The sequence below is a fragment of the Mucilaginibacter pankratovii genome, assembly GCF_014773265.1.
Classification (GTDB): Bacteria; Bacteroidota; Bacteroidia; order Sphingobacteriales; family Sphingobacteriaceae; genus Mucilaginibacter; species Mucilaginibacter pankratovii.
This window is the reverse complement of the sequence record NZ_JACWMY010000004.1, coordinates 188,824-204,010: the sequence shown is the minus strand read 5'-3', so window position 1 is coordinate 204,010 and position 15,187 is coordinate 188,824. Positions and strand designations below refer to the sequence as shown.

General features: G+C 44.8%; 18 protein-coding genes. 3 read left to right on the top strand and 15 right to left on the bottom strand.

All coding sequences use genetic code 11. The features are described 5' to 3' along the window. Positions 1–17: 17 nt before the first annotated feature. The 9 genes from IDJ77_RS09405 to mraZ all read right to left on the bottom strand — a co-directional run bounded on the left by IDJ77_RS09405 (position 18) and on the right by mraZ (position 9,817). The gene (locus IDJ77_RS09405; protein ID WP_191188688.1) at positions 18–1,211 is read right to left on the bottom strand and encodes an FtsW/RodA/SpoVE family cell cycle protein; all 1,194 of its coding nucleotides are present in this window, start codon (positions 1,209–1,211) and stop codon (positions 18–20) included. Between the two features lie 80 nt (positions 1,212–1,291). After that, positions 1,292–2,650: a UDP-N-acetylmuramoyl-L-alanine--D-glutamate ligase gene (gene murD, locus IDJ77_RS09400; protein WP_317174322.1), complete on the bottom strand. Its 1,359-nt coding sequence runs from the start codon at positions 2,648–2,650 to the stop codon at positions 1,292–1,294. A gap of 48 nt (positions 2,651–2,698) precedes the next feature. After that, entirely contained in the window at positions 2,699–3,940 is a 1,242-nt protein-coding gene (mraY, locus tag IDJ77_RS09395; RefSeq protein ID WP_191188916.1) for a phospho-N-acetylmuramoyl-pentapeptide-transferase, read from the bottom strand. Between the two features lie 147 nt (positions 3,941–4,087). Further along, positions 4,088–4,429: a four helix bundle protein gene (locus IDJ77_RS09390; protein WP_191188687.1), complete on the bottom strand. Its 342-nt coding sequence runs from the start codon at positions 4,427–4,429 to the stop codon at positions 4,088–4,090. Positions 4,430–4,494: 65 nt separating this feature from the next. Next, entirely contained in the window at positions 4,495–5,955 is a 1,461-nt protein-coding gene (locus tag IDJ77_RS09385; RefSeq protein ID WP_191188686.1) for a UDP-N-acetylmuramoyl-L-alanyl-D-glutamate--2,6-diaminopimelate ligase, read from the bottom strand. Beyond that, positions 5,952–8,054 (bottom strand): penicillin-binding protein, encoded by a 2,103-nt coding sequence (locus tag IDJ77_RS09380; RefSeq protein WP_191188685.1) that lies wholly within the window; start codon positions 8,052–8,054, stop codon positions 5,952–5,954. Before IDJ77_RS09380 ends, IDJ77_RS09385 begins: the two co-directional genes overlap by 4 nt. Next, positions 8,051–8,464, bottom strand: coding sequence for an FtsL-like putative cell division protein (locus IDJ77_RS09375; RefSeq protein ID WP_191188684.1), 414 nt, complete (start codon positions 8,462–8,464; stop codon positions 8,051–8,053). The genes IDJ77_RS09380 and IDJ77_RS09375 overlap by 4 nt, the downstream gene beginning before the upstream one ends. After that, positions 8,461–9,363, bottom strand: coding sequence for a 16S rRNA (cytosine(1402)-N(4))-methyltransferase RsmH (gene rsmH / locus IDJ77_RS09370; RefSeq protein WP_191188683.1), 903 nt, complete (start codon positions 9,361–9,363; stop codon positions 8,461–8,463). Before rsmH ends, IDJ77_RS09375 begins: the two co-directional genes overlap by 4 nt. Next, a complete protein-coding gene (gene mraZ / locus IDJ77_RS09365; protein WP_191188682.1) occupies positions 9,356–9,817 on the bottom strand; it encodes a division/cell wall cluster transcriptional repressor MraZ in 462 nt (153 codons plus the stop codon). The genes rsmH and mraZ overlap by 8 nt, the downstream gene beginning before the upstream one ends. 134 nt (positions 9,818–9,951) lie before the next feature. Here mraZ and IDJ77_RS09360 point away from each other — a divergent pair, with 134 nt between their 5' ends. Then, positions 9,952–10,383, top strand: a complete 432-nt coding sequence (locus tag IDJ77_RS09360) for a hypothetical protein (protein WP_191188681.1) — start codon at positions 9,952–9,954, stop codon at positions 10,381–10,383. A gap of 513 nt (positions 10,384–10,896) precedes the next feature. After that, positions 10,897–11,721 carry a formyltetrahydrofolate deformylase gene (purU, locus tag IDJ77_RS09355; RefSeq protein ID WP_191188680.1) on the top strand — a complete coding sequence of 275 codons (825 nt, stop codon included), beginning with the start codon at positions 10,897–10,899 and terminating at the stop codon, positions 11,719–11,721. 9 nt (positions 11,722–11,730) lie between these two features. On the opposite strand, the gene IDJ77_RS09350 is transcribed toward purU, so the two are convergent. The 5 genes from IDJ77_RS09350 to IDJ77_RS09330 all read right to left on the bottom strand — a co-directional run bounded on the left by IDJ77_RS09350 (position 11,731) and on the right by IDJ77_RS09330 (position 14,186). Next, positions 11,731–12,165 carry a hypothetical protein gene (locus tag IDJ77_RS09350; protein WP_191188679.1) on the bottom strand — a complete coding sequence of 145 codons (435 nt, stop codon included), beginning with the start codon at positions 12,163–12,165 and terminating at the stop codon, positions 11,731–11,733. A 60-nt stretch (positions 12,166–12,225) separates the two neighbouring features. Next, the gene (locus tag IDJ77_RS09345; RefSeq protein WP_191188678.1) at positions 12,226–12,651 is read right to left on the bottom strand and encodes a hypothetical protein; all 426 of its coding nucleotides are present in this window, start codon (positions 12,649–12,651) and stop codon (positions 12,226–12,228) included. 121 nt (positions 12,652–12,772) lie between these two features. Continuing rightward, a complete protein-coding gene (locus tag IDJ77_RS09340) occupies positions 12,773–13,210 on the bottom strand; it encodes a tail fiber domain-containing protein (protein ID WP_191188677.1) in 438 nt (145 codons plus the stop codon). A 75-nt stretch (positions 13,211–13,285) separates the two neighbouring features. Continuing rightward, entirely contained in the window at positions 13,286–13,612 is a 327-nt protein-coding gene (locus IDJ77_RS09335; protein ID WP_191188676.1) for a hypothetical protein, read from the bottom strand. Between the two features lie 148 nt (positions 13,613–13,760). Beyond that, positions 13,761–14,186 carry a VOC family protein gene (locus IDJ77_RS09330; protein WP_191188675.1) on the bottom strand — a complete coding sequence of 142 codons (426 nt, stop codon included), beginning with the start codon at positions 14,184–14,186 and terminating at the stop codon, positions 13,761–13,763. Positions 14,187–14,244: 58 nt separating this feature from the next. Between IDJ77_RS09330 and IDJ77_RS09325 the strand changes: the two genes are divergently transcribed. Then, on the top strand, positions 14,245–14,610 hold the full coding sequence (locus tag IDJ77_RS09325) for a DUF1304 domain-containing protein (protein WP_191188674.1): 366 nt from the start codon (positions 14,245–14,247) through the stop codon (positions 14,608–14,610). A gap of 54 nt (positions 14,611–14,664) precedes the next feature. Here IDJ77_RS09325 and IDJ77_RS09320 read toward each other — a convergent pair whose 3' ends face one another. After that, a complete protein-coding gene (locus IDJ77_RS09320) occupies positions 14,665–15,060 on the bottom strand; it encodes a hypothetical protein (protein ID WP_191188673.1) in 396 nt (131 codons plus the stop codon). Between the last annotated feature and the right edge of the window lie 127 nt (positions 15,061–15,187).

Genomic DNA, 15,187 nt, shown 5'->3' with positions numbered 1-15,187 from the left:
CCTTCAGGGGTTGGGGGTTACGCTTCCCTTATCTCCCCTACTACTACTTTCTTCGGTTCATCAATATCCCTGCTTACCGATAATATGATACCGAACGCTATACTGGTAAACAATATGGATGTACCACCCATGCTTACCAACGGTAACGATACACCTGTTACCGGGCCCAAACCCACCGCCACCGCCATATTGGCAAATGCCTGTATGGTTAAGCTAAAACTTAAGCCTGCCGCCAGCAGCGCGCCAAATGCCTTGGGTGCCTTTGTTACTATTTTTATACATCGATACAGCAGGAACAGGTAGATGCTGATCACCACAATACCGCCAAATAAACCGTACTCTTCTACAATAATGGCGAAGATCTCATCGGAGAATGCCTCCGGCAGGTAATTACGCTCGGTACTGCGGCCCGGGCCTTTGCCAAAGAAGCCGCCGGTTGCAATAGCAATTTTGGCATGGTTTCCCTGGAACAATTTATCCTGATCGGCCAGTTCGGGGTGAAAAAATGCTTTTACCCTGGATATGTGTGTAGCACGGCGCGAGCCCAAGAAGAGCATCGCCGTAAGCAGGAACATGCCTGCTACGCATACCACAGCTATCTGCTTTACGCTGATACGGCCCATAATGAGCAGCAAGATACTTACACCAAAAAGCATCAGGCCTGTCGACAAGTTAGCCGGACCGATCAGTGCAAATATGACGCATACCGAACCCATGATAGGGATAAACGATTGCTTAACATCTTTAATATTCTCCTGCTTGCGCGATAATATACGTGCCAGGTAGGTGATCAGCGCCAGCTTGGCCAGATCGGATGTTTGGAAGCTAAGCCCCGTACCCGGTATGGGTAGCCACCTGCTTGCATGGTTAATGTGCGACCCAAAGAACAACGTGAACAATAGCAAGGGTATGGTAATGATCATCAGGATCTTGGAGATACCGGCATAGTACCTATAATCCAGCCTGTGCGAAATATACATCAGGATGATCCCCGCAATGATCATGAACATGTGCTTCATCAAAATAGATTCCACCCCCACGCCCCTGGTATACGCCAGCGTACCAATTGAACTATACACCGCCAGCATAGAGATCATCGACAGCATGATGACGATAAGCCATATCCAGCGGTCTCCCTTTACATTGGCGAGCAGGCCCCCGACTCCCAGGAGAGAAGGTTTTTGATTTGCTGTGTTGTCTGGCGTTTCCATATTTATAATGATTTCACCGATTTAATTCGATTCCACCGATTTACTTATTCTTTCTTGATTCTTATGTCTTGCTTCTAAACCTACAGTTCCTTCACCGCATCTTTAAACTGCCTGCCCCTGTCCTCATAATTCTTAAACAGGTCGAAACTTGCACACGCCGGTGATAACAATACCGTATCGCCTTTTTCGGCTAAGTGATATGCTACCTGCGCGGCTTCTGATGCTGAACCAGTGTTTACAATGATCTCGGTATCATCTTCAAAAGCATCGTGGATGCGTTTGTTATCTTTACCTAAACATACTATCGCCTTTACCTTTTGCCTTACCAGCTCTTTCAGCATGCTGTAGTCGTTACCTTTATCTACACCTCCTAAAATCAAAACCACAGGGCTGCTCATGCTTTCCAGCGCGTACCAGGTAGAGTTTACATTGGTAGCCTTAGAATCGTTGATGAAAGCAATGCCCGAAATTTTGGCAACAAACTCCAAACGGTGTTCGATATTGCGGAAATTCCCCATGCTTTCGCGCATTGTTTCGTTGCGCAACTCCAGCACTTTTGCTACAATACCCGATGCCATTGAATTGTAAAGGTTGTGTTTACCCTGCAGGGCCAGTTCGGTGATCGACATTTGAAAATGTTGTTGGTGTATGTTTATGACAATATTGTCCTTATCGAGATATGCTCCCGTTTCAATCGTTTTTTCTATGGAGAAGGGCAGCTGCTGCGCGGCTATCGTTTTGCCTTCCATTACTTTCAGCGTTTCAGCATCATCGGCGCAGTAGATAAAATAATCTGCTGCGGTTTGATTCTGCGTTATCCTGAATTTGGATGCGGCATAATTCTCCAGTTTGTAATCGTACCTGTCCAGGTGGTCGGGTGTAATGTTTAACAGCACACTTATATCCGCCTTAAAGTGGTAAATGTTATCCAGCATAAAGCTGCTTATCTCCAGCACGTAGTACTCGTAACTTTCGGTAGCTACCTGGTAAGCAAAGCTTTTGCCTATGTTACCTGCCAGCCCAACATTCAACCCGCCATCCTTCAGGATGTGATAAGTAAGGCTTGCGGTAGTAGTTTTACCATTACTGCCCGTGATGCAGATCATCTTAGCATCGGTATACCTCCCTGCAAACTCTATCTCGGATATCACCGGGATATTGGCTTCTATCAGCTTCTTCACTATAGGTGCCTTATCCGGGATCCCCGGGCTTTTCACCACCTCAACGGCGCTGAGTATCTCCTCGTAAGTATGGCCGCCTTCTTCAAAGCGGATGTTCCAATCCTGCAGCTGCTTTTTGTAGTTATCCGCTATCGCCCCAAAATCAGAAACAAAAACATCATAACCCTTCTGCTGAGCCAGGTACGCCGCACCCACACCGCTTTCACCAGCGCCGAGAATGGCGAGCCTTTTTGCTGATATGTTGTTCTGTTCGCTCACGTTAATTTTTTGTCTTTATTCTTTTGTCTTGATTCTAACTTCTTATTTCTAACGAAGTTTAAGCGTTATCACTGTTATAATGGCCAGCATAATGCAGATGATGTAAAACCGCGTCACGATCTTCGATTCGTGGAAGCCTTTCTTTTGGTAATGGTGATGCAAGGGTGCCATTAAAAACACCCTGCGGCCTTCGCCAAAACGCTTTTTTGTCCATTTAAACCAGCCCACCTGTATAATAACCGACATGTTCTCCACCACAAAAACTCCGCATAAAACAGGTATCAGTAATTCCTTGCGGATAACGATGGCAAACACCGCGATGATGCCGCCGATGGCCAAACTGCCGGTATCACCCATAAACACCTGTGCCGGGTAAGCGTTGTACCATAAAAAGCCTACGCAGGCACCAACAAATGCACCGGCAAAAATTACCAGTTCACCCGAGTTGGGGATATACATAATGCTGAGGTAATCGGATATGATGATATTACCCGATACGTACGCCAGTATGGCCAGCGTTAACCCAATAATAGCCGAGGTACCCGTCGCCAACCCGTCGATACCGTCGGTGAGGTTGGCACCGTTGGATATGAACGTAATGATGATAATGGTAAAAAACATAAATACCATTAGTGCATAGTGCTCGTAACCGGGGCCTATAAACTTCAGTACCTTGCCGTAATCAAACTCGTTGTTCTTATAAAACGGCATGGTAGTTTTGGTAGATTTTATATCCTGGGTGTAAACCTGTTTATCACCACGCATATGAAAACCAACCGGAACATCATATTTTACCGGCAGCTTTACTTCCTGGCGCATGGTGATATTGCTGTTAAAGTACATGGTATAACCAATAAACAGCGCCAACCCAACCTGCCCGGTGATCTTAAATTTGCCTGCTAATCCTTCTTTGTTCTTTTTAAATACTTTAATATAATCATCTAAGAAACCAATACCACCCAACCAAACGGTGGTCACCAGCATCATAATGATGTAGATATTATCTAATTGGGCGAACAATAAAGTGGGCACCAGTATACCCAGCAAAATAATGATACCCCCCATGGTAGGCGTACCCGATTTTTGCATCTGCCCTTCTAAACCCAGGTTACGCACGGTTTCGCCAACTTGCTTAAAGCGCAAATAATCGATAAGCCTGCGGCCATAAACCGTAGTGATGAGCAACGATACAATTACCGCCATAGCCATCCTGAACGTGAGGTATTGAAATACCCCCGCACCCGGGATACTGTAATTTTTATTTAAATAGCTAAACAGGTAATATAGCATGCGCTTCGCTTTGATGTGCAGATGTGCAGATTTCAAATGTGCAAATTTTTAGATATGCAGATTTTAGATGTGCAGATATGCAGATTTATGTTTAATTGGTTATTTGTCTATTTAATATTCTTCTCTTTCTTGTTATTTGCACATCTGCTAATTGGTCGAGGAAATTATCTTTCCTAACACTTTAACTATCGATTCTATGTCATTTAACATTGCTGGCTCAAACGGATAACTGTCTGCTTTCTCGCATAATCTTAACCAGTATCTTGTTTCTTCCGCTTCCTTGTAAGCCACTTTGCATTTATGTTTAAAATCAACCTTACTCTGTGCGCCCTGTGCTTCGCAAACATTTGCACCTATCGATGTGCCGCTTCTAAATAACTGATTAGCCATGTTGAACTTCCTTTGTGCTTCCAGTTTTTCTGTGAACTCTATTATCTTAAGAGAAAAAGCAAAAGTCAGGTCAACAATTAGGTTAGGCTTCTCATTCATTGTTAATATCTAATCATTAGCTTCTTTTCTTCATCTGCACATTTGCACATCTGAAATCTGCACATCTACAACATTTCTTTAAACTGCCCCAGTAACTCTTCCATATCATCGAAGTGATTTTTCACGCCGTTAATATCCTGGTACTTCTCGTGGCCTTTTCCTGCCAGCAGGATGATGTCTCCCGGTTGTGCGAACATACACGCGGTTTTTATAGCTTCTCTTCTATCCGCAATGCTCACGGTATGCCTTTTAAATGCCGGATCGATACCCGCTTCCATATCTTTAATGATCTGGGCCGGATCTTCCGTACGCGGGTTGTCCGACGTCAGTATCACCTTGTCGCTCCATTCGCTTGCAACTTTTGCCATAATGGGGCGCTTGGTTTTATCCCTGTCGCCGCCACAGCCTATTACGGTTATTACCTTTTCTTTTCCCTTACGGATATCGTGTATGGTACTCAATACATTTTGCACAGCATCAGGCGTGTGGGCATAATCTACAATACCTATTACCTTGTTTGCTGCAACAATATATTCAAAGCGGCCTTCGGCTCCTGTTAGTTTGCTCAGGCTCACCAATACTTTGCTCCTGTCCTGCTCCAGCAATAAAGCCGCGGCGTAAACTGCCAGCAGGTTGTAAGCGTTAAAGGTGCCTACCAGCTTAAACCAAACTTCGTCGTTATCTATATTTAAAAGCAGGCCGCCAAACTGGTTCTCAATAATGCGTGCCCTATAATCGGCCATACTTTTTAAGCCGTATGTTTTTTTGTGTGCCGATGTATTCTGCAGCATCACGTTACCATTTTTATCGTCGCTGTTTGTTAACGCAAAAGCGCTTTTTGGCAGGTTATCAAAGAATGTCTTTTTCGCTTTCAGATAGCTATCAAAGGTTTTATGATAATCCAGATGATCGTGCGTTAAATTCGAAAATATCCCGCCCGAAAACTTCAATCCTTCTATCCTATACTGTGAAATAGCATGCGAACTTACTTCCATAAAGCAATAATCGCAGCCTTCCTCAACCATATCGCTCAGCAGCTTGTTCAATGCAACCGGGTCGGGCGTGGTGTGGGTAGACGGAATAACACGACCGTTCACCTGGTTCTCCACGGTAGAAAGCAAGCCGCATTTATAACCCATATCCCTAAACAGCTTATAAAGCAGCGTAGCAATGGTGGTTTTACCGTTGGTGCCGGTAACCCCAACCAATTTTAAGTTTGATGAAGGATTTTCGTAAAAGTTAGCGGCAAGCGTACCCAGGGCCTTAGCCGAATTGTTCACCATTAAAAAATCAACCTCGGTGGCGGTATGCGCCGGCAGATCTTCGCAGATCACCGCTACAGCACCATCCCTAACGGCCTGCTCAATATAATCGTGCCCGTCTACAACGGTACCTTTTAAGGCCACGAACAACGAACCCGGCACAACTTTGCGCGAATCGAACACTACTGCAGATATCTCCACATCGGCACTACCCTGTAATTCGGTAAATGCTACACCCTCCAACAAATCGCTCAAATATCTCATTGCAGTTCTATTGTTATTTTAGATCCTTTTGGTATCTGGCTGCCCCCGGTAACCGACTGGCTGTTAACCGAGCCGCTACCACGCACCGCAACCTTATAGCCCGCGTTACCCAAAACATATAGCGCATCGCTTAAGCCCATGCCGGTAACATTTGGCACCGTACCGGCTTTCACTTTATTTTCCTCAAAAGCAATGCCGCTACTGGTATCTATCCCGCTTGCAGCCGCATTTAATGATGCGTACAGCGGCTTAACGCCCAATTGCCCGTAAACCTGTTTCAGCGCCCTGGTGTTGCCCTGTTTGGTTTGCGGCAAAGTTGTATTGCCAACATAACGCACCGGCGGATGCGTTATCCCCAGGCTGCTGGCGTAAACCTTTTCGCAGATCTCTTTAAAGGCCGGCCCTGCTGTTGAAGCTGCGTAATAGCCGTTCTTCGGGTCGTTTATAACCACTATGAGCGAATACTTTGGATGCTCTGCCGGGAAGTACCCGCAAAACGACGACTGATACTGTTTTTTGCCTTTATAACCTTTACGCCCGTCGGCCACCTGCGCGGTACCTGTTTTACCGGCTATGGTGAACAAGCTGCTTTTTACATTGGTTTTAGCAGTACCTTCGCTCACCACCCCCTCCAGCATTTCCTGCATTTTCTTCAGGGTAACATCCGAGCACATTTTAGGGTTGATCGTTTTCGCTTCGAAACGCTCGATGGTGTTGCCTAAGCGCCTGATCTCCTTTACAAAAATTGGCGATATGTATTTACCGTTGTTAGCTATCGCGTTATAAAACGACAGCATCTTAAGCGGCGTTAACTGCATCTCGTAACCATAGGCCATTTGCGGCAGCGTCATATATTTATTCCAGCTGGCGTTTTTTGGGTTTTTTACCACAGGCTGCGCCTCGCCCGGTATCTGCAAACCAAACTTCTCATTCAGGTGCCATTTGTACAGGTGATTGGTAAACTTAGCCTGGTTGTTGGTATAATACCTGTTCACCAATGAAGCGACCGCCGCGTTTGACGACATCTCGAAAGCCTTTTTTACCGTAACCGTTCCAATACTACCGTGAGAATCTTTTATAATATGGCTATTGCCCGGGATCTTATAATTTTCGGTACTTACCAGGTTATTGGTATCTACCATTTTATCTTCCAGCAGGGCCATATACGATGCTACCTTGAATGTAGAACCCGGATCCTGGTTACCGGCAATGGCGTAATTAAATTGCTCTTTAAAAGTACCATCGGGCATTTTGGTGTAATTGGCTATCGCACGCACTTCGCCGGTAGCAACCTCCATTAAAATAACGGTACCGTGGTCGGCATCGCTTGTTACCAATTGCTTTTCCAGCGCGCTTTGCGCTATGTCCTGGAAATTGATATCGATGGTGGAAATAATATCAGCCCCTTCTTTCGGAGCAATATCATCCTCTTCATTAACCGGGATCCAAACACCACCCGCAAGGCGCTGCTCTAAACGCTTGCCGCTTTCGCCGTTGATATAATTCATATAGGCGCCTTCCAAACCAACGCCGTTCTTTACGTTCTCGTTTTTATAGCCGATAGTACGCTGAGCTAATGATTTAAATGGCAGGATGCGCTTATTTTGCGGCTCAACTATTAACCCGCCTTTGTATTTACCCAGGTTAAACACCGGGAACTTGCGGATATCTGCCAGTTCGCGATAGCTTACTCTACGCCTGATAAGCTGGTAGCGCGACCGCTCTTTCCTCGCTTCGCGGAAGATCCTCGAATATTCTTTGGCCGGCCTGTCTTTAAAATATTTGGACATCACCATGGATAATGAATCTATCTTTTCATCAAACACTTTATCATCGGCAATACCCGCCGCGGTCATATCCAGGTGCAGATCGTACTCCGGCACCGAAGTTGCCAGCAAGCTACCGTCCGAAGAGAATATATTACCCCTTGCAGCCTCTATGGTTTTATACCGCGTAGAGTTTTCCTGCGCCATCGCTTTCCATTTATCGCCCTGCACCAACTGCACGCGGCACAGCTGAAAAATCACCGCACCCGCAAACAGCAGTATCAACCCAAAAGCCAGGTAAACCCTTAGCAATATGTTAGTTCTTATACTCATTCCTGTTCACCCTCCTTTACTACAATTTTTTGCGGTGGCTGCTCCGGCTGGCGGATCCCTATCGAATCTGCCTCGGCGCGTTTTGCCACTTCGGTTAATGTACTTTTAAATGCCAGTTCGGCTTTAGTGCTTTTATACTCCCAGCTCAGCTCTTTTACCTGCTTGCCTACCTTATCAATATCGCGGATGTTATTATCAGATACGTGCCTTAACCCTATATACACCATGCACAAAAAAGCGATGTAAAAAACAAATGGCAGCGCACGTGTAACATCCTCCGAAGTAACCACCCCGTTTTTTAAGAATTGCGTTAAAAAGTTATCGGGGAGGCCCTTTGACGGTTTCTCCTCTACAATAAGCTCCTGTTCGGCTTCTTCTTCCTGAATTTCTGTACGGAAACGGTTACTCATTTTTTTACAGCTATTCTCAGTTTTGCACTGCGTGCCCTGTTATTCCCAACTATTTCTTCTGCTGATGCGGTGATGGCACCACGGCTTACCGCATCAAACGGTTTATTATCATTACCATAAAAATCCTTCTCCACCTCGCCGCTAAACTTGCCTTTGGCGATGAAATTCTTCACCAGCCTGTCCTCCAGCGAGTGGTAAGACATTACTACCAACCTGCCGCCAACCGCCAGCACCTCTGCCGATTGCACCAAAAAATCCTTTAGGGCTTCCAGCTCCTGGTTCACCTCTATCCTCAGCGCCTGGAAAACCTGCGCCAGGTATTTATTCTCCTTCCCTTTCGGGATGCGGTTGCTTATGGCGTTCTTCAGATCGGCCACGGTAACTATGGGGCCGTTAAGCCGGGCCGTTACAATAGTATTGGCCAGCGATTTGGCATTCTGTATTTCGCCGTACATGCCAAAAATGCGGTGCAGATCAGCCTCACTGTAGGTGTTTACCACTTCCTTTGCGCTCAGATCCGATTGCTGGTTCATGCGCATATCCAGCTCCGCATCAAAACGGATAGAAAAACCACGCTCAGCCTGGTCAAATTGGTATGATGATACACCCAGGTCAGCCAGGATCCCATCCACCGGGATAGCGCCATGCAGGCGGCTAAAATTCTTCAAATAGCGAAAATTCTGATCGATGAAAGTAAAGCGCTCATCATCAATCATATTTTGCTGCGCATCGGCATCCTGGTCAAAAGCAAGCAGTCGCCCGTCTTCGCCAAGGTGTTTCATGATCTCGCGCGAGTGACCACCACCGCCAAAAGTTACATCCACATAGGTACCGTTTGGCTTAATAGCTAAGCCTTCAATACACTCGTGCAGCATAACAGGGGTATGGTAATTACTCATTTACTCGTTTTTTGTTACCCATTACTTCTTCGGCCAGTTCGGCAAAATTCTCGGGCTCGTTGGCTATCATTTTCTTGTGCGCCACGCTATCCCAAACCTCAATTTTATTCAGCATACAGGTAAGCACTATATCGCTGCCAATTCCGGCATGCTCAAACAGGTTTTTCGGAAGATTAACCCTCCCCGCGCTATCCGGTATCATTACTGTGGCACCGGCAGTAAAATATCGCACAAACTGGATGGCTTTCCTGTCGAATTCGTTAAGTTTGCTTAGTTCATCCAATTTTTTGTCCCATTCTTTTTTGGTGTATATAACCAGGTAATTCTCGAGGCCACGATTGATCACAAGACCCTCAGAGTCAGCTTCGGGAAGCTGCTTTTTGAGGCCCGCGGGGATCATCATCCGCCCCTTGGCATCCAGTTTACATTCGTATTCACCTGTTAAATAGGACATTCGTATTGGTTAACATTTTTAGTAATGTAAAAGTATAGGTTTTCTCCACTTTTTAACACTTTTTCCCACCAAAAAGTTTTCAACATTTTTTGGCCTGTTTTTTGTATATTCGATTTCTGAAAACCTAACCTTAGATGAATAAGAAACTAATACTAAGCCTTTTAGCAATCCTGCTTCTTACCACCTGTAAAAAAGAAAAAACGGCTGAAATAGACGCGGTTGGCACGTATAGCCTGTACTCCTGGAGCGCCTTTTCTTCCGCTACTTACAGCATTGAAAACACGCCATGCCTCGCTGATAATATGCTAATCTTAAGAGCAGATAATACATCATGGGCCTTTTATAAAGGTTCATCGCCATGCCGCCCCAACTCAACTTTCACCGTTGGCAGTACAGATACCACCCGGACCGCATGGCACGTGGACAACGGAAGATTCTACTTCAACAGTAAACAAAAGGGCGAGATAACCACGGTAAACGGGAAACTACAGATCACCACCCGCGACACGATAACATCTGCAGGCGGGAGCAGCGGGATAATTATAGCTGTTTTTAAAAAGCAATAGTCGCAGCGGCCCGCCGTGAAAATGAAATTTGAATTTTCATTTTGAAAAAAGCAGGCTTAAGCAGTGCATTTGGTGGTAGGATGTGGGAAGAATTTGGCCAAAAATCGTTTTTGCGTAACAACACCCGAGCAATTGCAGCAAATTCACGCTACCTGCTTAGGGTCCGGGTATTTTACCTTGAATGTTCGAAACATGGCACAAATGTCCGCGTCGCGAGTTGACTTCCCCCTGCCTACCGGCAGGCAGGCCCCGCCCCCTTCTCTGCTGCGCAAAGAGGGGGAGAAATTGGGGCCATTTGCTTTTTATCCCTCTTTCCGCTTGCGGAGAGAGGGTCGACCAGCGATAGCGGAGTCGGGGTGAGTCAAATATGTGAGCGACAAGAAACGAATGCAAAGGTTTCGAACGCCCAGGGAAATTTTACCTACCGATATTTACCCAATTAATTCCAAAAAATTCGTTTAATTCGAGTTCAGAAAAATTAACAGTACCTAATTATTTAAACGATTTTTTCAGATGATCATAGTAATACAATGTACCGACCGTATTGGGCTGGTAGCGGGCATTTCGGGCCTGCTTTCGCAAAAGCAATTCAATATTATTTCGATGCAGGAGCATGTAGACAATGCCGAGCAGCTTTTTTTTATGCGCATTGAGGTGGATAAAACAAACGGAACCGCCCAACTGGAAAAGGATATGCTGCAGATACTACCCGAGGGCGCTATCGTTAAAATAAACCCTGATACCGAAAAGAAAGTTATTGTGCTGGTAACCAAAGAGTACCATTGCCTGGCTGATATACTGGTGCGCAATTATTTTAACACGCTGGGCGCTACGGTGCAATGCGTAATTGGCAACCATGCCACCCTGCAGGATATTTGCCGCCGGTTTAATATCCCTTTTTACCCTGTACTGTTTGAGGGCGATAACAGAGCTTTTGAAGATAATCTCCTGGAGATAATTGAGCAATACGAATACGACTATATTGTACTGGCCAAATTTATGCGGATCCTATCGGCAGATTTTGTGGGGCATTTCGGCAAAAGGATCATCAATATCCATCACTCGTTTTTACCTGCATTTGCGGGTGCCAGCCCTTACCGGCAGGCACACGAACGGGGCGTGAAACTCATTGGCGCAACGGCACATTATGTAACCGATCAGCTGGATGAAGGTCCCATCATCGCGCAGCAAATTATACCCGCAAACCACTCGCATACGGTGCAGGATATGGTGAAAGCGGGTAAAGAAATTGAAACCGCCGTATTGGCAAAGGCACTTAAGCTGGTGTTTGATGACCGGGTGTTTGTTTACAAGAACAAAACGGTGGTATTGGAATAGGCCGAACGGTTACTCGAACACGATATCATCCGCCCCCGATACTTTATTGACGTGGCAATTGCAACCGCCCGAAACCTTTAAAATAGCCGATACTGTTTTATTGGTAGCGGCATTGGTGGCAGTTATTTTCAGGTCGTCGCCCTCGGTAGAAAGTTGCTTTTTATTGGCATCGGTTACGAAAACGTAGCTACCCGCCTGGTTAACCATACTGCTCATCCCCTGTGCTAAAATAGCCGTGTTGTTGCGCAGGTTCAGCACTTTTACATTTTTTACGGTTACGGCTTTACCTGCCTTATCAACAAAGTTTACACTAAGCGTGGCAAATTGCATGGTACACATTTGTCCGGTAGGGCAACCTGAGCTGTTAATTTTCTTGCTGCAGGCGGCAAAACCGGTTATTACAACTAAACATGCTATTGTTTTTATGAAGAGGCTACGTATCATGGCTATCGGCTTTTAACGGGTAACGTAAAACACCGGCAATTGTTGGCAGGAAAATGCTACTTATTCAAACACTATCTTATCCGGGCCGGAAATTTTGCCGATATGGCAGTTGCAGATTCCACCCGATATTTTTAAAATAGCCGAAACTGTTTTATTGGTAGCAGTACTGGTTGCTGTAACCTTTACATCATCGCCATTGACGGAAAATTCATCTTTGTTGCTATCGGTAGCGATAAAATAGGTATAGGGTGCAAAGCCCGGGTCGAGCACGTTTTTGGCAACCAGGGGTATATTGGTACGCAAATTAACAACCGTTACATTTTTTACGGTAACATTATTGCCACCTTTATCTGTAAACGTTACTCCTAACGATCTAAATTCCTCGGTGCATACCTGAGCAGCATCACAGCCGGAATTTTTATTCTCTTTACATGCCGCAAAACCGGCAGCAACCAGGCAAAGCAGGAAGGTTATTTTCTTGATCATAATGTTAGTTTTAATCCTATACGTTTATTAAGCCATTAATGAAACAACGAAGTAAATTTTAATCTTTTATTAAAACAGGCAGCACCGTGGTGGTGCTGCCTGTTCAACACAAGTACTATTCCTACTTATTAGCTTTAAGCTGTTGCAGCTCTGCTTTGAGCCTGTTTATTTCGGCCTGCTGCTCTTGCACGGCTCCAACCAGCAAGGGCACCAGCTTTTCCAGGTCGGTTTGCAAGGTGGTTATGGCACGCTGGCTATTCTTGCCCTTAGCGTACCAATTACTTTGCTTGCTTACTGCGGCAGGTAGTATCTGCTTAACATCATCGGCGAGAAACCCTACGTATTTGCCCGATGGAAGGTTAAGCTGTTGATAAGCCTCCTGGTTGTATTCGTAACTAACAGGCTTTAACTGATTGATATAATTTAAAGAGTTGCTTATTGGCGTAACATTCTTTTTCAATTCGCTATCCTTAAGTTGTTGTGCTGCCGCAGGTTTGTGGAGTGCTAAAATTGATACGATACCTAAAATTGCAAATAATATTTGATGATTCTTGTTCATGGAAATGATTTAATTTAAAAAAACAGACGCTACCCGGGTTAACCACGGGCATTAATTAAGACTATTAAAATTAAATTAAACCCGGTTAGGCGGAGGGGTTGGCACCGGCGAGATCCAGCCCAAATGATGGGAGCTTCGTTCCTGGTGATAGGTTATTTGCCCACAATCATCCAGCAATGGCAGGCTGATCGATGAATGGGTTATTGCCCAATATTCTTTCAGATCAACTTCTTTTGTTTGGTTTGGCTCCGCGCCGTCATCGTCGCTATCCTGATGATGTTGCCAGGCGGCCTGGTGCTTGGGAACATCGATTATTAAGCCATTGGCAATACCTGTTCTTTCCAGTATGGAAAACAAACAGACAAACACCAATAAATACTTAAACGCCGAAATCTTCATCATCAATTATTACTATGCAAACATAGTAATTGACTCGAATTGTACAAATTCTTTATTTAAATATGATCTGCATCATACATTTTAGCTTTTTGTAAAATTTTTTACCTCTTGTTAAACAACTATTGAGTTATGGGATATTCCGGCAATCCATTTAGAGGAGCACCTGGTTAAATTCCAGCCGCTCGCCATCCGGCCCGGTGATGTTGAAGTACCTGCAGCCCCGCTCCCAAAATTGCAGAAATACCGGCTCCGGTTCAATAATATCAAAACCCGCCTGTTGTATGGTATTGTAAGCTACATCAATATCCGGCACATCAAAAGCAACATGGTCTATGTGCCCGTTCTTCCGCGTTCTTATTTCGGTGAGTTCTATCGCGGGAAGCTGGTAAAGTTCCATTATCATACTGCCCCGTTTCATCATTACACAAGTTCCGCGCTGGTCTTCGGCACCAAAACCGGCCTGCATTACATTGGCAAAGCCAAGGCGCTCGTAAAAGGCTTGTGAATTGATGATATTGGTAACCGGGATACCAATGTGCTGGATGGCGTTGAGTTGTAGATTAGTAGCTTTTGGCATAATGGTAGCTTAAAGGGTATGACGATTTTTTGTAATTTAGAAAAATAGACCCAAACGTATGAAACTTATTGCACTGATACTGATAGCCGTAGTAGCCCTTGAACATATTTATATCCTATGGATAGAAATGTTTGCCTGGACCACTAAAGGCAAGGCAACTTTTAAATCTTTGCCCGAACACCTGTTTGAACCTACCAAAACACTTGCTGCAAACCAGGGCCTGTACAATGGTTTCTTAGCAGCGGGGCTGATCTGGTCGCTGCTTATAAGCGACCCACTGTGGGCCAAAAACGTGGCGATGTTCTTTTTAGGCTGTGTTGTTGCGGCCGGGCTTTACGGCGGGCTTACCGCCAGCAAGGGTATTTTAATAAAGCAGCTTTTGCCTGCGGCGATAGCTTTAATGGCGGTGGTGGTGTGGATGTAGGAGAAAAGGCTTGTTTTTTACAAACCCCGATATTCAGGAAGTCACTTGCATAAATTAGTTAGCAAGTTCTAACATTAAATCCTTATAGTCCACAGTGATTTTTTCACCTCCTGCTTTTACGATGTATACTTTTTCTGACCCTTTTAGTTTAGATAAAGAATCCCCCAAATTCACCTTAATTGAGGTTGATTCTTGCAGAAAATATGTATGTCTATTTGTTAGCCGATAGGTTTTAATATTGTGATTGTCCTCGTCGTTGTAAATTGAATCAACTTTACCGTGTATGACAAGCAATGGAGAATCTTTAATTAGCATTTCATCACGGCTCAACCAAGGGTAACTTGCCCAAACTATAAAAGCAATCAATGGAATAATGATAGGGATCATAATTTTCAACATAATCCCGTGAATTTGTTCGTAATCTGGATTTGTTTCTTTATACCACCACATAAATTACTCAACTATTAGCGTCACCTATTTACAGGTAATTGGTAAGTTTATTAAACAACACTTAAGGTTGCAGCTTTAAGCTCATAAACATAATATAGCCAAAGTTGCGGGTAAAAAAGGTGTCTTT